Origin of the sequence: Colwellia sp. MB02u-6, assembly GCF_014077095.1 — a bacterium.
Classification (GTDB): Bacteria; Pseudomonadota; Gammaproteobacteria; order Enterobacterales; family Alteromonadaceae; genus Cognaticolwellia.
In genome coordinates this window covers 78,913-94,912 of the sequence record NZ_JACGVG010000038.1, presented here as the reverse complement: position 1 = coordinate 94,912, position 16,000 = coordinate 78,913, and the positions used below count along the sequence as shown (strand labels likewise).

13 protein-coding genes are annotated in these 16,000 nt (G+C 37.7%); 9 read left to right on the top strand and 4 right to left on the bottom strand.

All coding sequences use genetic code 11. From position 1 onward, the window contains the following. Positions 1 to 65: 65 nt before the first annotated feature. From H4J46_RS15370 to H4J46_RS15355, 4 genes are all read left to right on the top strand, one after another. A complete protein-coding gene (locus H4J46_RS15370) occupies positions 66 to 1,376 on the top strand; it encodes an MFS transporter (protein ID WP_182234392.1) in 1,311 nt (436 codons plus the stop codon). Further along, a complete protein-coding gene (def, locus tag H4J46_RS15365; RefSeq protein WP_182234391.1) occupies positions 1,373 to 1,900 on the top strand; it encodes a peptide deformylase in 528 nt (175 codons plus the stop codon). The genes H4J46_RS15370 and def overlap by 4 nt, the downstream gene beginning before the upstream one ends. A gap of 204 nt (positions 1,901 to 2,104) precedes the next feature. Then, a complete protein-coding gene (locus H4J46_RS15360; protein WP_182234390.1) occupies positions 2,105 to 2,335 on the top strand; it encodes a DUF3565 domain-containing protein in 231 nt (76 codons plus the stop codon). 254 nt (positions 2,336 to 2,589) lie between these two features. After that, positions 2,590 to 2,958, top strand: a complete 369-nt coding sequence (locus H4J46_RS15355) for a PH domain-containing protein (protein ID WP_182234389.1) — start codon at positions 2,590 to 2,592, stop codon at positions 2,956 to 2,958. A 211-nt stretch (positions 2,959 to 3,169) separates the two neighbouring features. Here H4J46_RS15355 and H4J46_RS15350 read toward each other — a convergent pair whose 3' ends face one another. Beyond that, on the bottom strand, positions 3,170 to 3,967 hold the full coding sequence (locus tag H4J46_RS15350; RefSeq protein ID WP_182234388.1) for a glutathione S-transferase: 798 nt from the start codon (positions 3,965 to 3,967) through the stop codon (positions 3,170 to 3,172). A 117-nt stretch (positions 3,968 to 4,084) separates the two neighbouring features. Here H4J46_RS15350 and H4J46_RS15345 point away from each other — a divergent pair, with 117 nt between their 5' ends. Then, positions 4,085 to 6,487: a peptidase U32 family protein gene (locus tag H4J46_RS15345; RefSeq protein ID WP_182234387.1), complete on the top strand. Its 2,403-nt coding sequence runs from the start codon at positions 4,085 to 4,087 to the stop codon at positions 6,485 to 6,487. A gap of 129 nt (positions 6,488 to 6,616) precedes the next feature. Here H4J46_RS15345 and H4J46_RS15340 read toward each other — a convergent pair whose 3' ends face one another. Further along, the gene (locus H4J46_RS15340) at positions 6,617 to 7,537 is read right to left on the bottom strand and encodes an aldo/keto reductase family oxidoreductase (RefSeq protein ID WP_182234385.1); all 921 of its coding nucleotides are present in this window, start codon (positions 7,535 to 7,537) and stop codon (positions 6,617 to 6,619) included. 998 nt (positions 7,538 to 8,535) lie between these two features. Here H4J46_RS15340 and lgt point away from each other — a divergent pair. The 3 genes from lgt to yegD all read left to right on the top strand — a co-directional run bounded on the left by lgt (position 8,536) and on the right by yegD (position 12,236). Continuing rightward, complete coding sequence (lgt, locus tag H4J46_RS15335) at positions 8,536 to 9,324, top strand: prolipoprotein diacylglyceryl transferase (protein ID WP_182234384.1); 789 nt, start codon at positions 8,536 to 8,538, stop codon at positions 9,322 to 9,324. 61 nt (positions 9,325 to 9,385) lie between these two features. Continuing rightward, positions 9,386 to 10,183 carry a ribonuclease H family protein gene (locus H4J46_RS15330; RefSeq protein ID WP_182234382.1) on the top strand — a complete coding sequence of 266 codons (798 nt, stop codon included), beginning with the start codon at positions 9,386 to 9,388 and terminating at the stop codon, positions 10,181 to 10,183. 694 nt (positions 10,184 to 10,877) lie between these two features. Further along, positions 10,878 to 12,236 (top strand): molecular chaperone, encoded by a 1,359-nt coding sequence (gene yegD, locus H4J46_RS15325; protein WP_182234380.1) that lies wholly within the window; start codon positions 10,878 to 10,880, stop codon positions 12,234 to 12,236. Between the two features lie 992 nt (positions 12,237 to 13,228). On the opposite strand, the gene H4J46_RS15320 is transcribed toward yegD, so the two are convergent. Next, positions 13,229 to 14,197 carry a sensor domain-containing diguanylate cyclase gene (locus tag H4J46_RS15320; protein ID WP_182234378.1) on the bottom strand — a complete coding sequence of 323 codons (969 nt, stop codon included), beginning with the start codon at positions 14,195 to 14,197 and terminating at the stop codon, positions 13,229 to 13,231. An 844-nt stretch (positions 14,198 to 15,041) separates the two neighbouring features. Here H4J46_RS15320 and H4J46_RS15315 point away from each other — a divergent pair. Next, positions 15,042 to 15,503: a hypothetical protein gene (locus H4J46_RS15315; RefSeq protein ID WP_310650260.1), complete on the top strand. Its 462-nt coding sequence runs from the start codon at positions 15,042 to 15,044 to the stop codon at positions 15,501 to 15,503. Here the strand turns inward: H4J46_RS15315 and H4J46_RS15310 are convergent. Further along, on the bottom strand, positions 15,472 to 15,963 hold the full coding sequence (locus H4J46_RS15310; protein ID WP_182137566.1) for a GNAT family N-acetyltransferase: 492 nt from the start codon (positions 15,961 to 15,963) through the stop codon (positions 15,472 to 15,474). The two genes, H4J46_RS15315 and H4J46_RS15310, sit on opposite strands and share 32 nt — an antisense overlap. Between the last annotated feature and the right edge of the window lie 37 nt (positions 15,964 to 16,000).

The window sequence follows — 16,000 nt, the reverse complement described above, 5'->3', positions numbered from 1 at the left end:
AAAATTTCAGTATGATAGTCTGAGACTATTTAGCCAAATTCGGCAGTCATCTATAAGGGCAGTTAATGCTAATCAATATTTTCATCACGCTGGCGTTATTGCTCTTAAGCTTTTTTGGCTTACAACGGCTGTTTACGCTACCCAAAAACGTCTGGTTACTTTTCTTAGTGCAACCATTAGTGATGGCCGCATCGCCAGTGATTGTTTTTATTGGCGGTATACTTGCCACTAGCATGGGCGCTGATCCTGCACTAGTTACCCTACCAGTTACTATGATGATACTCGGCGTGGCCAGTGGTGCTATTCCAGCGGCGTTATTAGCTAAAAATAAAGGTCGCCGTTTTGCGACATTCACTGGCTTCACGTTAGGTTTTTCCGGCACACTGGTCGCCATGTTTGCTGCCTTAAACGCCCATTTTGAATTACTCATTTTAGCCAGTTTTTTACTAGGTATTAGCACCGCCTTTACCCAACAATTACGCTTTGCCGCGATTGAAAGTGTTAGCAACCGCAATGAAGTGCCAACGGTATTATCGATTTTAATGCTCAGTGGCATTTTTTCTGCTTTTTTAGGACCTGAAATAGCCGTAACCGCAAAAGACTGGTTAAGTTCACCACACGGCTATGCCGGTTCTTTCTTATTTTTGTCTGGGCTATTTCTCCTTGCTATGTTGCTGATGTTGAACTTTACTAATCCTGAAGTAACAACTAGTGATAACCAAGGGGAAGCTAGGCCCTTAAGTGAAATAATCAAACAACCTATTTTCATTATCGCCATATTGTCAGCCGCTATTGGTTTTGCCCTGATGAGTTACCTGATGACCGCAACCCCTCTGAGCATGCACAAACTTCATAGTCATAGTTTAAACGATACAAAATGGGTGATCCAAAGTCACATTGCCGCCATGTTTATTCCATCATTATTTACCGCCTTATTAGTCAAACGCATTGGCTTAAAAAACTTAATGCTCGCAGGCACCATCATTTATGCAGTGGTCACAGTTATTGCCTTGTCGGGTGAACAAGTGATGCATTATTGGTGGGCACTAATTTTATTGGGCATTGGTTGGAATTTTCTTTTTCTTACCGGCACCTCGCTTTTACCACAAAGTTATCAAGCTAGCGAACGTCATAAAGTACAGGCAATTAATGACTTTATTATTTTTGGTTTTCAGGCTATCGCGTCATTAATGGCTGGCTGGATATTGTTTAAAGCAGGTTGGCATGTGGTGGTATTAACCGGTTTACCTTTTATTGTCATCTTATTCGTTGTTAGCTGGTTTTACTTTAAAAAAGAACGTGAAAAAACAAATCAATCCTCTGCCACCAAAGCCACTGCGCTTAATGCAAAGCAAAAAAGCCAAGTGTCATCATGAGCACTTTAACTATTTTACAACGTGGTGAGCCGGTTTTATCTGCTATCGCAAAACCAATACCTAATGTTCACACGGCTGAGATAAAACAGCTAATTGAAGATCTAAAAGTTACCGTTGCCCAAGCCAATGGTGTTGGTATTGCCGCGCCGCAAGTGGGCAAAAGTGTGCGTTTATTTATCATGTGTTCTGCGCCAAGTGAACGCTACCCTAATGCGCCATTATTAGCGCCTGCGGTTGTCATCAATCCAGAAATACTCAGCGCCACTACCCAGCAAGTGCTAGGCTGGGAAGGTTGTTTAAGTGTGAAAGGCAAACGAGCTTTGGTTAGTCGTCATCAAAGTATCTATGTGCGATATCTCGATGAACAAGGCCAGTCGCATCAACAGACTTTCATTGACTTTCTTGCGCGTATTTTTCAGCACGAGTTAGACCATCTTGATGGTATTACTTTTATTGAACGACTCGACCATGAAGCTGATGCCATTGATGAACAAACATGGCGAGCAACAATGGCAAGTAACTAGGTAACCAAGTAAAAAATAATGAATAAAACCCCTTAACTAACGCCTAATAACTTTGCTTATTCATCATATATTTTGGCTTGTAAATCAACTTACTGATTTTATACTGTTAATTACCTATTACCGATAAGCAACAAGCAACAAGCAATGACAGATTACTCATCACTCAAGCTAACTATCCCATAACATTCTCAATGGAAAAACAATATGCTACAAGCTATTATCGACTACCATCTTGATGACGAAAATCATTGGGTAGCCAAACTACAATGTGGCCATTTCCAACATGTTCGTCATCAACCACCTTTTATTAACCGCCCATGGGTACTCAATAAGACAACCAGACACGCGATGCTAGGTCAGCAGCTAAACTGTATAAAGTGTGATCATGTTGCCGCTAGAGACTTTCCTGCAATCGAATCAACGTCATCGTCTTAATCGACTTATACTTGTGCGGTTTCAAAGTTCAGACTCGCTCAAAGGGATTGCAACTTAAATTGCATCTTGAAAAAGCACAACAACTGAGTAATGATTAAATCATTACTCAGTGTGGTTATCGACTCAACATACTTTTATGCACTGAGTTGACCAAAAAAAAGATAACGCTTACCTGAACAGCCCAATAGAGTACTTATACCTACCCCCCTAACAAGGGTTCAAAGCTTAATTATTAACAATACAAGGATTTTTCGATGATTGATTTTAATAACAAAGGTTTTTTCAAGCTTAAGCAAGACACTGATTATGCTGAAAAAGTAAGCAGTCTACTATTAGATGATGAACAAATAGTTGACTCATATAAAACCATGCGTGACGGTGTAGTCTTTACCAATAAGAGAATAATCGCGGTTAATGTTCAGGGTATTACTGGCAGCAAAAAAGATTTCACCTCTTTACCTTACAAAAATATTGTTGCCTACTCTATTGAAACATCAGGTACCTTCGATCTTGATTCTGAACTAGAAATATATTTTTCTGCCCTAGGTAAAGTGAAATTTGAGTTTTCAGGGCAATGCTCAATACTAGCAATATCAAAAATAATCTCTAGCTACTTATTATAAGTGCTGACAGTGCGTTGGTTATTATCACTAAGCTACATACCACTTATTTTTGATGTCAGGCTATAGTGATTTTAGCTGTTTTATCGCTAATATAAGGCCTACAATAGTCAACAAATTAAACCCATGATAATTCTCTGCCCTCACTTACCCACGGTTTTTATTTACCAAGGTTCATTTACTAAATCTCATTTACCAAATCGACCAACGGCTTTTACTGACCAACAAAAACAACCTCTTCACCACACTCAAGCCACAGTGGATGCTTTGCCATTACTCGGGTAAACATCGGGCTTTGTAGGTAACGATTCAGCCAATTTTTCAGCTTAGGATATGGTGATTGCAAATACCACTGGCGCTCTATGCGGGCAAATTGACGAATAAATGGCAACAGAGCAATATCAGCTAAACTCTCTTGTGCGGAAAATAAATAGTCATGCTGTATTAAGCGTGACTCCAATAGTTGGATATAATACTCACATGCGGCTCGGCATTCATTCAGGTTAGTTTCATGGTAACGCTTTGCGCATTTATAAGCTTCTAAACGCAATTTAAATTCAACATCAAACTCGGCAATGAGTGCCAACATTTCATTTAACTTTTCGTTAGGCTTGTTGGATTTGTTGGGGAAAGTAGTTACTTTTTCGTCTGGCTTTATAGGTAAAGTGACCCTGTTATCAGTATGAAGTAAGTTGTTGGGATCAGATTTTTTAAGCGCCCAGAGCATAATATCTAGACTTTCATCGATAACGATACGGTTATCTCCTGCTCGATTTGTATTTGCTTCGCTTAATGCTTTATTCCCTTGGGCATTATCCTCCTTAAACGGGCTGTTTTCATCCAAGACTAAAATCGGCACGGTAGCTTTGGGGGAAGCTAAAATCATCGCAGCAGGTTTATCCGTTAATACCAGATCACGCAGCGCAACCGGTTGATGTGACTTAAAAATAGCAATACGTGCTCGCATTGCATAAGGACAGTTTCTTAATGAATAAAGGATAGGTAATGCCATAACACTCAACTATTAAATTAATATTCTTTATAAACGGCAACTTTAACGGTATTCATTGGTGAAATATACGGGTAAAATCCCTGCTCTTAAATTTAGCGAAAAAAATAAGTTGTACCAATGGATCATAAAATAGAATTATTAGCCCCCGGTGGAGATGTTGACGCGATTAAAGCGGCCATTATAGCGGGTGCCGACGCGGTATATTGCGGCTTAGATACCCTAAATGCCCGTAATCGCGCCGCTAATATATCCTTTGAACAGCTGATTGGCATCATTCGTTTGGCACACCAATACCAATGCCAAATATTTTTAACCTTAAATGTGATCATTTTAGAACGTGAATTTAAGTCTATTGCCAAGTTACTCAGTAAACTGGTTAACACTACGTTAGACGGCGTTATCGTACAAGATATCGGCATGTTTAATATCATTAAGAAGCATTTTCCGACCTTAGACATTCATGCTTCAACCCAGTTAACCACTCATAATGTCGGACAAATTCCGTTCCTAAAAAAATTAGGTGCTTCGCGGGTTAATTTATCAAGAGAATTAAACTTACGTGAAATTACCGCCATAACCGCTGTGTGTCGTGAATATAACCTGTTAAGCGAAGTATTTGTTCATGGTTCGCTTTGTGTTGCCTTTTCAGGTTTATGTTATTCAACGTCTGCCAGTGTTGGCAATTCAGGTAACCGCGGTCGCTGTAGCCAAGCTTGTCGAGAAGAATATGAAACCACAGCCACAGGTCATAATTTCCCATTAAACATTAAAGACAACTCTGCCTTTTTTGATTTGCCCGCCTTAATCGACGCTGGTGTGCATTCGTTTAAAATTGAAGGACGTATTAAAGGCGCAAACTATGTACATACTGTGGTGGATAGTTTTCGTAAACAAATTGATGGCTTCCTCAATACCGGCGAATTAACCGAAGATGGCGAACGCCTTTACAAAGTATTTAATCGTGACTTTTCCAATGCCTTTTTAAGAGGCGATTTAAATCAATCAATGTTTATTGATAATCCGCGTGATAATTCAAAAGTTCATGCCATAAATAAACATAACGCCACTGAAAGCCAAAACCATTCGCCAGCTAAGTTTCAAGATAAGTCGCAAGATAAATTACAAGATAAGTCGCAACAAATTTCAGTGGTACAAATTCATGAGGTTGAGCAAAACCTACAAACTGACAAAAATGAAATTGAAGCCGAAGTAGTTGAAAAAATAAAGCATTTAAGTATTGAAAAAGTACCACTAACATTACGTTTTTCTGGTCAAGTAGCACAACATTTAGAAGTTAGCGTAACCACTACCGGCTTCTCTGTTGAACAAAATAGCTTCACTGTGCAATCCACTAGCTTATTACGCGCCAGTGAAAACGCCAGTATTGATAAGGCCACGATAGAAAAACGCTTTAAAAGCTTTAACAACGCCGAGTTTTTACTGACCGAGCTAAACTGTGACAACTTAAATACCGGCTTAAGCATTCCGTTTAAAGAGTTAACCGCGCTGAAAAATCAAATCGCCAGTTTTTTAAATAATGCTGTTGATATTATTCCAGAAGTGACCTTGCCGCCATTAGTTAATCATCCAAAAGTAGCCTCTCAACTCAGCAGTCAAGTTAGCAGCCAAGCAAAAAATGAATTGTCTATTTTGATCTGTGACGAAGCCGATGCTGAGTTAGCGCATATTACCCATGCCGATATTTATTTTAAATTACCTGATGCTTATAAACGTGACTGTACAAAATATGTTGCTTTTTTACAGGACAATCCGCGTTTAATTCCATGGTTTCCTGCTGTGCTAATTGGTAAAGATTATGACGCTGCCGTAACTATTTTAGAGCAAGTCAAACCGCCATTAATTGTCACTAACAATACCGGTATTGCTTATAAAGCCAATGCTTTAGGCATAAAGTGGATAGCAGGGCCATTTTTAAATACCACTAATTCCTACGCACTGTTAGCGATGAAAGAAGACTTTGACTGTAGCGGTGCCTTTATTTCTAACGAAATTAACGCCATGCAAATGAAACATATTGCTCGCCCAGAAAACTTTAAATTATTTTACAGTATTTACCACCCTATTTTGTTGATGACTAGCCGACAGTGTTTCTTCCAACAAAGTGTTGGCTGTGAAAAACCACGTATCGACAATGGCTGTATGCTCTCTTGTGATAAATCAACAACCATCACTAATCTCAAAGGTGTGTCGTTCGCGATTGATAAACAAAAAGCCGGTTACCCGAGTATTTATAACCAAGATCAGTTTTTAAATATGGAAATTATTGAAGACTTATCTGATTTATTCGACGGTTTTATGATTGATTTAACCAACATAGGTACCGGTGATCGCCAAGCGCCTGATAAGGCTTTGTTGATCAGCCAGTTTGAAGAGTTATTAGCTTATAAAAAGTCTACTGACGAGTCTAAAAATCCGATAGATAGCCATTCATCAGCAAAACAACAGCTGAATAAATTAGTGCCTGAATCAACCAACATTCAATATCATAATGGTTTGTAACTCAATCACTCGCGATTGTCCTGTCTTAAAATAACATCAAAGCCACTGACATTTTTCAGTGGCTTTTTTAATGCGATATGTAATTAATTCAATATAATTTTGATACGATATATTTTTGATGCAATATAGTTATGGCACAGATTGGCCATTTCTAGCTTCTAATAAGCGATACCAATCTTCACGCGAGTAATCTAGTGTTAAAGCTTGTTTAGCGGCAACAATGCGCGCTGGTGTGGTTGACCCTATTATGGGGCAAATATTGGCTGGATGTTTTAATAACCAAGCCAGAATAACTTGCCAAGGCGCGCAAGCATATTTTTCACTTTGGTGGCTTAATTCGTTTTCAATTCTTTGTTCATCTTCACCTGAAAAAGTATTTCCCCAAGCAGAGTAAGCAACACCACCTAAAGGACACCAAGCAATCGGTGTAATACCATGCTGCTGACATTGATCTAAGGTGCCATCCAGTAAGCTGTCAATATTGTGAATATTAATTTCAACTTGATTCACCAACAAGGGCATAGCTAACGCAGACTTTAATAATTGAACTTGCGACGGTTTAAAGTTACTAACACCAAAATGCTTAACTTTGCCACTGGCTTTTAATAACGCAAAAGTTTCAGCTACTTCATGCACATCAAATAAATAATCTGGGCGATGCAATAAAAACATATCTAAGTGATCGGTATTTAAACGTTTAAGTGAACCTTCAACACTGGCCAACAAGTATTGCTGGCTAAAGTCATAACGCGTGGGGGCATAAGTGCTGTGCTCATTATTGCGCGGTCGAATACCGGCTTTAGAGGTGAGAATAATTTGCTCACGTAAATGTGGTTTTTCAGCTAACAGTTCACCAAAAATACTTTCGCTTTCACCAGCACCGTAAATATCCGCATGATCAAAGTGATTATAACCCGCCTCTAGCGCTGCTATTATCGCTGTTTTTCCTTTAATACGATCACTTGCACTATTGTCACCGGCAATACGCATGCAGCCGTATATAAGGCGAGAAGATTCGATGCTCGAGTTACCCATTGAGACTTTTTTCATGTCTTTACTCTTCATTATTATTGATTAAATATACTTAAAATTCTTCATGTGTTAGCTATTGATCAGCCGCATGTGCTGGCCATTGAACAACCGAATGTTTAATTAAAGCCTTTAAAATATCATATCGTTATTCTACATATATAGGATGGTGATGAATATAATCATCTTTTTCTTCGCGATTAAAATAAAACAGCTTATTGTCATAAAAAAAGCTGTTTTATTACGACTTAGCTTGCCAATTAATAATAGAACTTGGTGTCTCTATTTTGCATTGATAAATACCCAACAGCATATTGCTTTCACTAATTAGCAGGGTTTTATTATTGAGTTATAATTCCTGAAAATAAGCTACACATAGACTTAAATCTAGTAAGGTCGCTATATTACTTTTCGCCTTTATCAATTGCTAATCTATAAATGTAGCTGTAGTTAGTTTTAACTGTATGGTTAACGGAGTTTAATCTAGCTATAGTTTTTGTCGGATAATCCCAATAGATTATCAAAAATACTCATTCAATATTAATATACTAAACACTAAAAAGAGTGCAGCGATGACTTAACTAAACGTAAACCAATGGAGAACATAAAACAGCCCTTATGATGACCATAACTGCACAAGGATTTATTGTGAGAACATCTGTAAAGTATTGCTTAATATTCTTATTAAAAGTTAACAGTAAAGGTAAAAAAATGAAGTTTTAAAAATTGGCCTAGGTAAACAGCACAATATAAAAGTAACCTTTAAACGGCCAATAAAATACTAGGTCATGATGGGGGCTTTTGTTGAGTCGTTTGAACAAGTTTTAATCAAGGTTGAACAACCCATAGGCATGATTAACACTTTCAGCGAAATTAATTCAGCACAGCAACCACTAGCTTGCTAGAATATCGCTGTTTAAGTGAAGGCTTAACTTAAAGTCACATTAAAATCATTCAGCATATTCAGCATATTTTACTCATGTAACATAAATAACATAAGCAACATTAAGGGCTACGCTTTGCAACATTTAGTTTGGGATTTTGATCCTGTATTTTTCTCCATTGGACCATTGACTATACATTGGTATGGCGTGTTATTCGCCACCGCTATTTTATCTGGCTTACAAGTCATGAAGTGGATTTTTCAAACCGAGAAACAAGATTTAGTCGCGCTAGATAACTTACTGGTCTATATCGTTATTGGTGTTATCGTCGGTGCGCGTTTAGGGCATTGTTTCTTTTATGACCCAAGCTATTACCTTGCTAACCCACTGAAAATAATAGCTATTTGGGAGGGTGGCTTGGCCAGTCATGGCGGCGGTTTAGGTGCTATTATTGCGGCGGGTATTTATAGCAAAAAAAACCAGATGAACTTTCTCTGGTTACTCGACAGACTCGCGATATGTACCGCGCTGTTTGGTTTTTTTGTTCGCAGCGCAAACTTTGTTAACTCTGAAATATTAGGCACACCGAGTAATGTTCCTTGGGCGGTAGTTTTTGCCCGTATTGATAACCTCGCTCGCCACCCCGCTCAACTTTATGAAGCTTTGTCTTATTTAACAATATTTTTTGTTTTGATGATTTTTTATAAGCAGAAAAAAGCCCAAACACCACCCGGTGCTATTTTAGGTATTTTCTTAGTTTTAATTTTTACTACTCGCTTTCTTATTGAAATGTTAAAAGAAAAACAAGCGGCCTATGCGGCTGACATTTCCTTAACTGCAGGGCAAATGTTAAGTATTCCGTTTTTTATTGCCGGTGTCCTACTAGTTATTTGGTCAATTAAAAACAATAAAAAAGTAAAGTAGTCTTAACAAATGGCGAACAGAAAATAAAAAATTATGGCGAATAAAATAGGGTTAACAATTGATGAGTAAAAAATATTATGTGGTTTGGAAAGGGGCAGAAACTGGGGTATTTGAACAGTGGAATGATGTTAAAAGCCACACCCAAGGACGTGCCGATGCACAATATATGGGTTTTGCATCAAAAGCTGAAGCCGAGGCGGCGTTTCAATCAAGCTACACTAAAGCATTAACTAAGCGCTCAATGAGTAAAAGTGCCGGTGCTAAACCTGCCACTTCTGCTGCCTACGTTAAAGCGGATCGTAGCGCAGTAAGTAATAGCTTAGCGCCTGTTAAACAAAGTGCTGATATTAATATTTATTGTGACGGTGCTTGCTCTCCAAATCCAGGGAAGTCAGGCACGGGCATGGCAGTATATCAAGAGCAGCAGCTGATTGAGTTGTGGTACGGTTTATATGAGCCGATGGGCACTAATAATACCGCCGAACTTAATGGCTTACTTGCCGCATTTAACTACGCACAAGATCATATTAAACAAGGTAAAACTGTGCAAGTGTTGTCTGACTCTAGATATTCAATTGATTGCATCACTAAGTGGGCAAAAGGTTGGCAAGCTAAAGGCTGGACTCGTGGCAAAGGTGAAGAAATTAAAAACCTTGAAATAATTAAGCAGTGTTTTGCGCTCTATCAAGCATTGAAAAGTCATTTAATTATTAGTCATGTTAAAGGTCATGCCAATATAGAAGGGAATGAACTCTCCGATAGAATGGCGGTATTAGCACGCGTTAAGTGCACAAAAGGTTTTGTGCAATATCAAGACACACTTGATATTAAAACTATTTTGGCCATGGCTTCGGGCTAAAATAGATTAGTCTTTTATGGCCCTTTTATTAGTGCTTTGAGCTATTTTATACTGGTAAGAAATAACCCATTGAAATGTTCACCAAGTGAATGAGCTTGCTATTATGTAAATTAAGCACCAAAAGGCAGCCTTAAGCTGCTTTTTGGTTTGAATTACTTGGATAATTTACCCTTAATAACGCGACTATTTTACCCTTTAGTGAATGCAGCAATAATCACTCAAAACGCCATATACGACTTTAAATCTATTTTTGCTTGTAGGGCACAGCTAATGCCGTTTTTATCAATAATAAAAGCACCTGGGCTTTTAAGCCTTTAGCATTAACCTATTCAAGGTTTAAACCTGTATTCGCTAAGTAATGGGTTAATTTATCATTCGCTGCTTTCATCATGGCTTTGCTTTATCAGTCGAGCGAGATCAATTCTTCTGCTTTTCATCCCTGATTTTTTATTTTTTCACCTAAATTTAAATCGATTCAACCGCGAAAAAATTTACATGGGCAAAAGTTTAAGCTGTGAGCGTCGACATGGCCGTGATTGACAGGATTAAAACTACGTTTGTGCGCCTTTGAAATAAATAATAATGACTTATGGGCTTTTAGCTTATTAAAAATGTTACCTAATAAGCTAAAAGCCCTTGCCTAGTGCTACATATCCCAGTATCCTTCGCGGCCATTTTATATTTGGATATCAACATGATCGGATTTGATTACGGTACATCGAACTGTGCTGTCGGCGTAATGAAAAACAACACGCCAGAACTATTATCTTTAGGTGATCATGGTCGCTATATCTCCTCAACTTTGTATGCGCCCAGTCGCGACATTATTGTCAACTGGCTGCACGATAATTTGGCTTTGACAGAACAAAAAAGCTTTCAACAGCAACGTCAAGCACAGCTAAACAAAGGAAAAAACTCACTACGAGAGCTGACCTTAGATGGCTACCCAACCGAATTATCGTTTGGCCAAGCCGCATTAAATAACTATTTACAAGAGCCGGACGAAGGCTACTACATAAAGTCACCAAAATCGTTTCTTGGTGCCAGCGGCTTAATGCCACAGCAAGTTGATTTATTTGAAGATATTGTTGCCGCTATGATGAGCAATATAAAAACGCTCACCGAAGAAAGTCTTGGCAGAAGTGTTAATCAAACCGTTATTGGTCGCCCTATTAACTTTCAAGGTATGAAAGGCGAAGAAAGTAATCGACAAGCTATACAAATATTAACCAATGCAGCAAAACGGGTTGGCTTTAAAGATGTTGAATTTCAATTTGAACCTGTTGCAGCCGGCTTTGAATATGAAGCTAGTCTCACTAAAGAAACCAAAGTATTAGTGGTTGATATTGGCGGTGGTACCACTGATTGCTCAATCCTTTTAATGGGACCAGAGCATGCTGCGTTAACGGATAGAACCAATGATTTATTAAGCCACAGTGGTGAACGAGTTGGTGGTAATGATTTTGATATTGCCTTTGCTCTTAAAGGTATCATGCCGAGTTTTGGTTTAGATAGTTTATTAAAGTCTGGTAAAACAATGCCAAGTAACAGTTACTTTCAGGCCATGGCGATTAACAATATTAGTCATCAAACACAATTTTACAGTGCCGAAAATAGACGGTTTTTACAGCAACTGATCCGCGATGCAGAACATCCTGAGTTATTAACTCGTTTGTTAACTGTTCAACAACAAAAATTGAGCTATCGTGTAGTTAATGCCGCAGAGCAAAGCAAAATTGGCTTAACCGAGCAAACCGAGCAGCAAATAGATTTATCTGATATCTATGAAGGGCTCACTGTTAAGCTTGATAGGGATGGTTTTACTGAGGCATGTCATCGACAACTCAGTGCGATAGCCGCGCTAATGAAAGATGCAATTGCCCAAGCTGACTGTCAGCCTGATGTGGTGTTTGTCACTGGAGGTAGTGCTAAATCACCGATGTTAAATAAGTTTTTACAATCACAATTTCAACATACCCCTATTGTTGTTGGTGACCATTTTGGCAGCGTAACGGCTGGCCTAACGCGCTGGGCTAACACTATCTATGCATAAGCTATTGGTTGAGCAAAAAATTTAGCCCTATTTAAAGTCATTAACGCTAGCAAATAATAAAGTTTATGACTTTAAATATTAATATTTTATAGACAGTTACTTTAATAAATAGCTTTTATTAAAGTAACTTATATTGATAAATTTTGTTGATAAGTGTTAAACACGACTTGAGTTAAAAGAGGTATGAATAGTCTGTTGCTAAATGGCTAAGTGCCTGTATTTATGACCTTGATAGCTAATAGAACTATCGCAAGGTAAGTAGATTAATCTCGCTTTAAGCTAGTGTAATTTATCAACAACAATAAGCTAAAACTTTTGAAAACAGTAGCTATTGTTAATCACTCGTTGCAACTGCGTCAAAACACTAAAACTTACCAATAAACTTTGCTTAAAAAATATTCTCAACTGTTCTGTGCTGGTTTCATTGCTAAATTTAGTCTTTTGGAAGGCATTTATCAACGACTACATGACCTGATATTTAGCCTACTTAGTGAAGATCAAATCAGCTTTTTATCGACTCTACCCACTTGTTTTTTTTATGATTAATATCTCAAATAAAATTTTGTTATAAAACTGAATAAGTTCAGGATAAAAATGACTACGCAGCTGCATTCATTTGATCAACCGCCTCTTCTACTGGTCAATATTTTTTATAGAGCCGCTCAGACGTTAAAGCATCAAAGACATCGCAATAGCGAGGATACGACCCTCGAAAGGAATTTCTTCGCCTTTTACTCTTTGTCTCACTAATAGCCTAATTGCCAGAGCTAAGGTCGATGAAAGCCTGCCTGAGGAAAAGTAACCTGTGCTTATAATGATTATAACTTACAATTTCATACACTTTGACAGTATTTTTACGGTTAAAGTCGCCAATGTTTTCGGCATTTATTTCAGCATTAGCACTATGGGTGAGTAAATGAACTTGCTTATAGTTTGCCACTATTCGCCGGTATAATGGCTTATTAATATAGTGAAACAGTCATAACCTCAAGCTATAGAGCATTATTTTTTTTTTGCTTATACATGGCTGCGTCAGCTTCTTGTAGCATTACTTCTATTGATTTATCCGTGTCATGCTTAAAATAACTAACACCAGCACTGTACTGAATTTTGTAGGGTTTATTTAAGGTTTTATTTGCTTGCTCAATAGCGCTAGCAAATCGCTCTAGTGCTATATCTGCTCTCCCTGAGTAATAGTCAGAGTCATTTAGCATAGCCACAAATTCATCTCCACCGAGTCGAGCGATCAAATCACAGTCTCGAAATGAATTAAGCATTATTTTGGCAAAAGTGGCTAAGACGAAATCACCTTCGTGATGGCCATATTCATCATTAATAATCTTAAATTTGTTTAGATCAAAGAATATAAACGACATTGACATTTGATTACGTCGACATACTTTTAAACTATGCTCGGCCAAAGTCAAAAAACCACGTCGGTTAGAAATCATAGTTAACTCATCTAAGGTAGCGAGTTCAATAGATTTGATTTCTTGTTCAATTATAGCCCCTAGATCTTCAAGTAACTGCTGGTCTTCTTCGGTAAAATGTTTAGGTTCTGTATCGATAAGACACAAAGTGCCTATATTAATACCTTGCCTAATCTTTAAAGGACAACCAGCATAAAAGCGAATTTCTGGACCGCCAGTCACAAGAGGATTATCGAAAAAGCGTTTATCTTTTAAAGTGTCAGGCACTATGAATAAGTTATCTTGATTAATAGCATGTGCACAAAATGAAATGTCGCGAGGCGTTTCCAAAAGTTCGAGTCCCTGCGCGGATTTAAACCATTGACGGTCTTCGTCAATTATACTGACTAGCGAGATTGCTACGTTAAACATGCGTTTAGCCATACGAGTGACTCGATCAAAGCGCTCTTCATGTGATGAGTCAAGAATCTTTAAGGTTCTAAGCGCATACAAACGTTCGACTTCATTTTCGGGCACTTCAGGCTTAATCATTTGGGATAACTTAATTTAAAATTAACGCTGTTAATATTATATCAGCAAATTAATATGGTTTCTTTAAAAATAAAACGCTTTTAAAAAAGAGTTATACAAGAAATCATCGGGCTAGGCTGTGACCAATTGAGTCGCTAAATCATTACTTAATAAAAATAAATTTATTCATATAAAACATTAATTTACATTATTTTTTCTGGATGTATTTAAAGCCATTTAGGCTTTCATTCGTTACCCAGCTGAATCACTTAATAAACATAAGGTAATAGTTGCATAATATTTAGCTGTTCTCATTTAACGTTTTTATTTTCATACGACAACTAAGTCCAAAATTAAATGATTACGTTTATATTTTGAAAGGACAAGGAGATATTTACTGGTTTGGATGGGAGTCTGAACATGGCCAAAACGATGTTCTGCTCACATGAATTTTGGGTAGTTGTGATTGAGATTAACGTACCCTGCTAGATTTAAACCAGAAAAAGTGGGCAATAATGTTAGTCTTTTTAAAGATTTAAATAGTTAGTTAAGCACTTAATATGAGACTTTATTATTCTCCACAGTGTTAGGGTTAAAAAATAAATGACAACTTGCACCAATGAGCATAAACCAAAGCAAGCCAAAGTGGCGCTAGTGGTTTAGTAGGACAACATTTGTTTCAGCAACTATGAGCCAGTAAAACCTATGGCAAGGTTATCGCCTTAGTACGTAAACCACCATTGATAGAAGATACTAAACTTGAACAATGGCAAATTAAATTTGAACATCTGGAAGCAGAATTGACCTCAAGCATCTCTTTGGATGATAAATCTCAGGATATAAGCGCTAACAACAAGATAAAACGATTGATCATATATTTTGCACCTTGGGCAGTACTATGAAAAAAGCCGGTTCTAAAACTGCTTTTGCTGAAATTGACCATCATTATCCGCTGCTTATTGCCAAATACTTTTATGGTCAACAGACCACTTTATTTGCCATAGTTACAGCAATGTCAGCAAATGAAGCATTTGCTGACATTGCTGTATTTTATAACCAGATAAAAGGCAAAATAGAAAAAGATTTAAGTAACTTAGATGACCAACATCTGGGTCTATTTCGCCCGTCAATGTTATCTGGCCAGCGAGATGAATGTCGACTTGGCGAGCAATTAGGTACAATAGTGATGATCGCGCTAGCTTTTATGATCCCAAAAAAACACCAAGTAATTCAAGCAAAGAAAGTAGCAAAGGCTATGCTATTTTATGCAGAAAATCCTCCAGTGGGTGTTAGTATTATTCAGTCAGATCAGCTGCAAAATTACTAAGTGTTTTACCTGTCATGCGATAGCCAACCCACTCTTCTTGCGCGACAGCACCGAGTGAGTGATAAAATTCTCTTGACGGTGTATTCCAATCTAAACAACTCCATTCAAACCGTGCGCAGTCTTTTTCCACAGCAATTTTTGCCATAGCTTTTAACAGCTTAACACCTGCGCCTTTGCCACGATATTCTGGCATAACGTATAGGTCTTCTAAATAAAGACCTGATTTTGCTAACCAAGTTGAATAATTAAAAAAGTAAATGGCTGAGCCAACGGCAACCCCATCTAGCTCGCAAATTAAGGCAAAAACATGACTGTTTTCAGCAAAAATGCTGGCTTTTATTGTTTGCTCGGTGGCTAATACTTCGTGTTCCGCTTTTTCATAAATAGCGAGATCGATAATAAATTTAAATAATATACTGGTATCGTCTGCTGTTGCTGTTCTAACGACTAAATTGCTCACATTTAACTCCTGACTAATTTATTGACTCATTTACTGG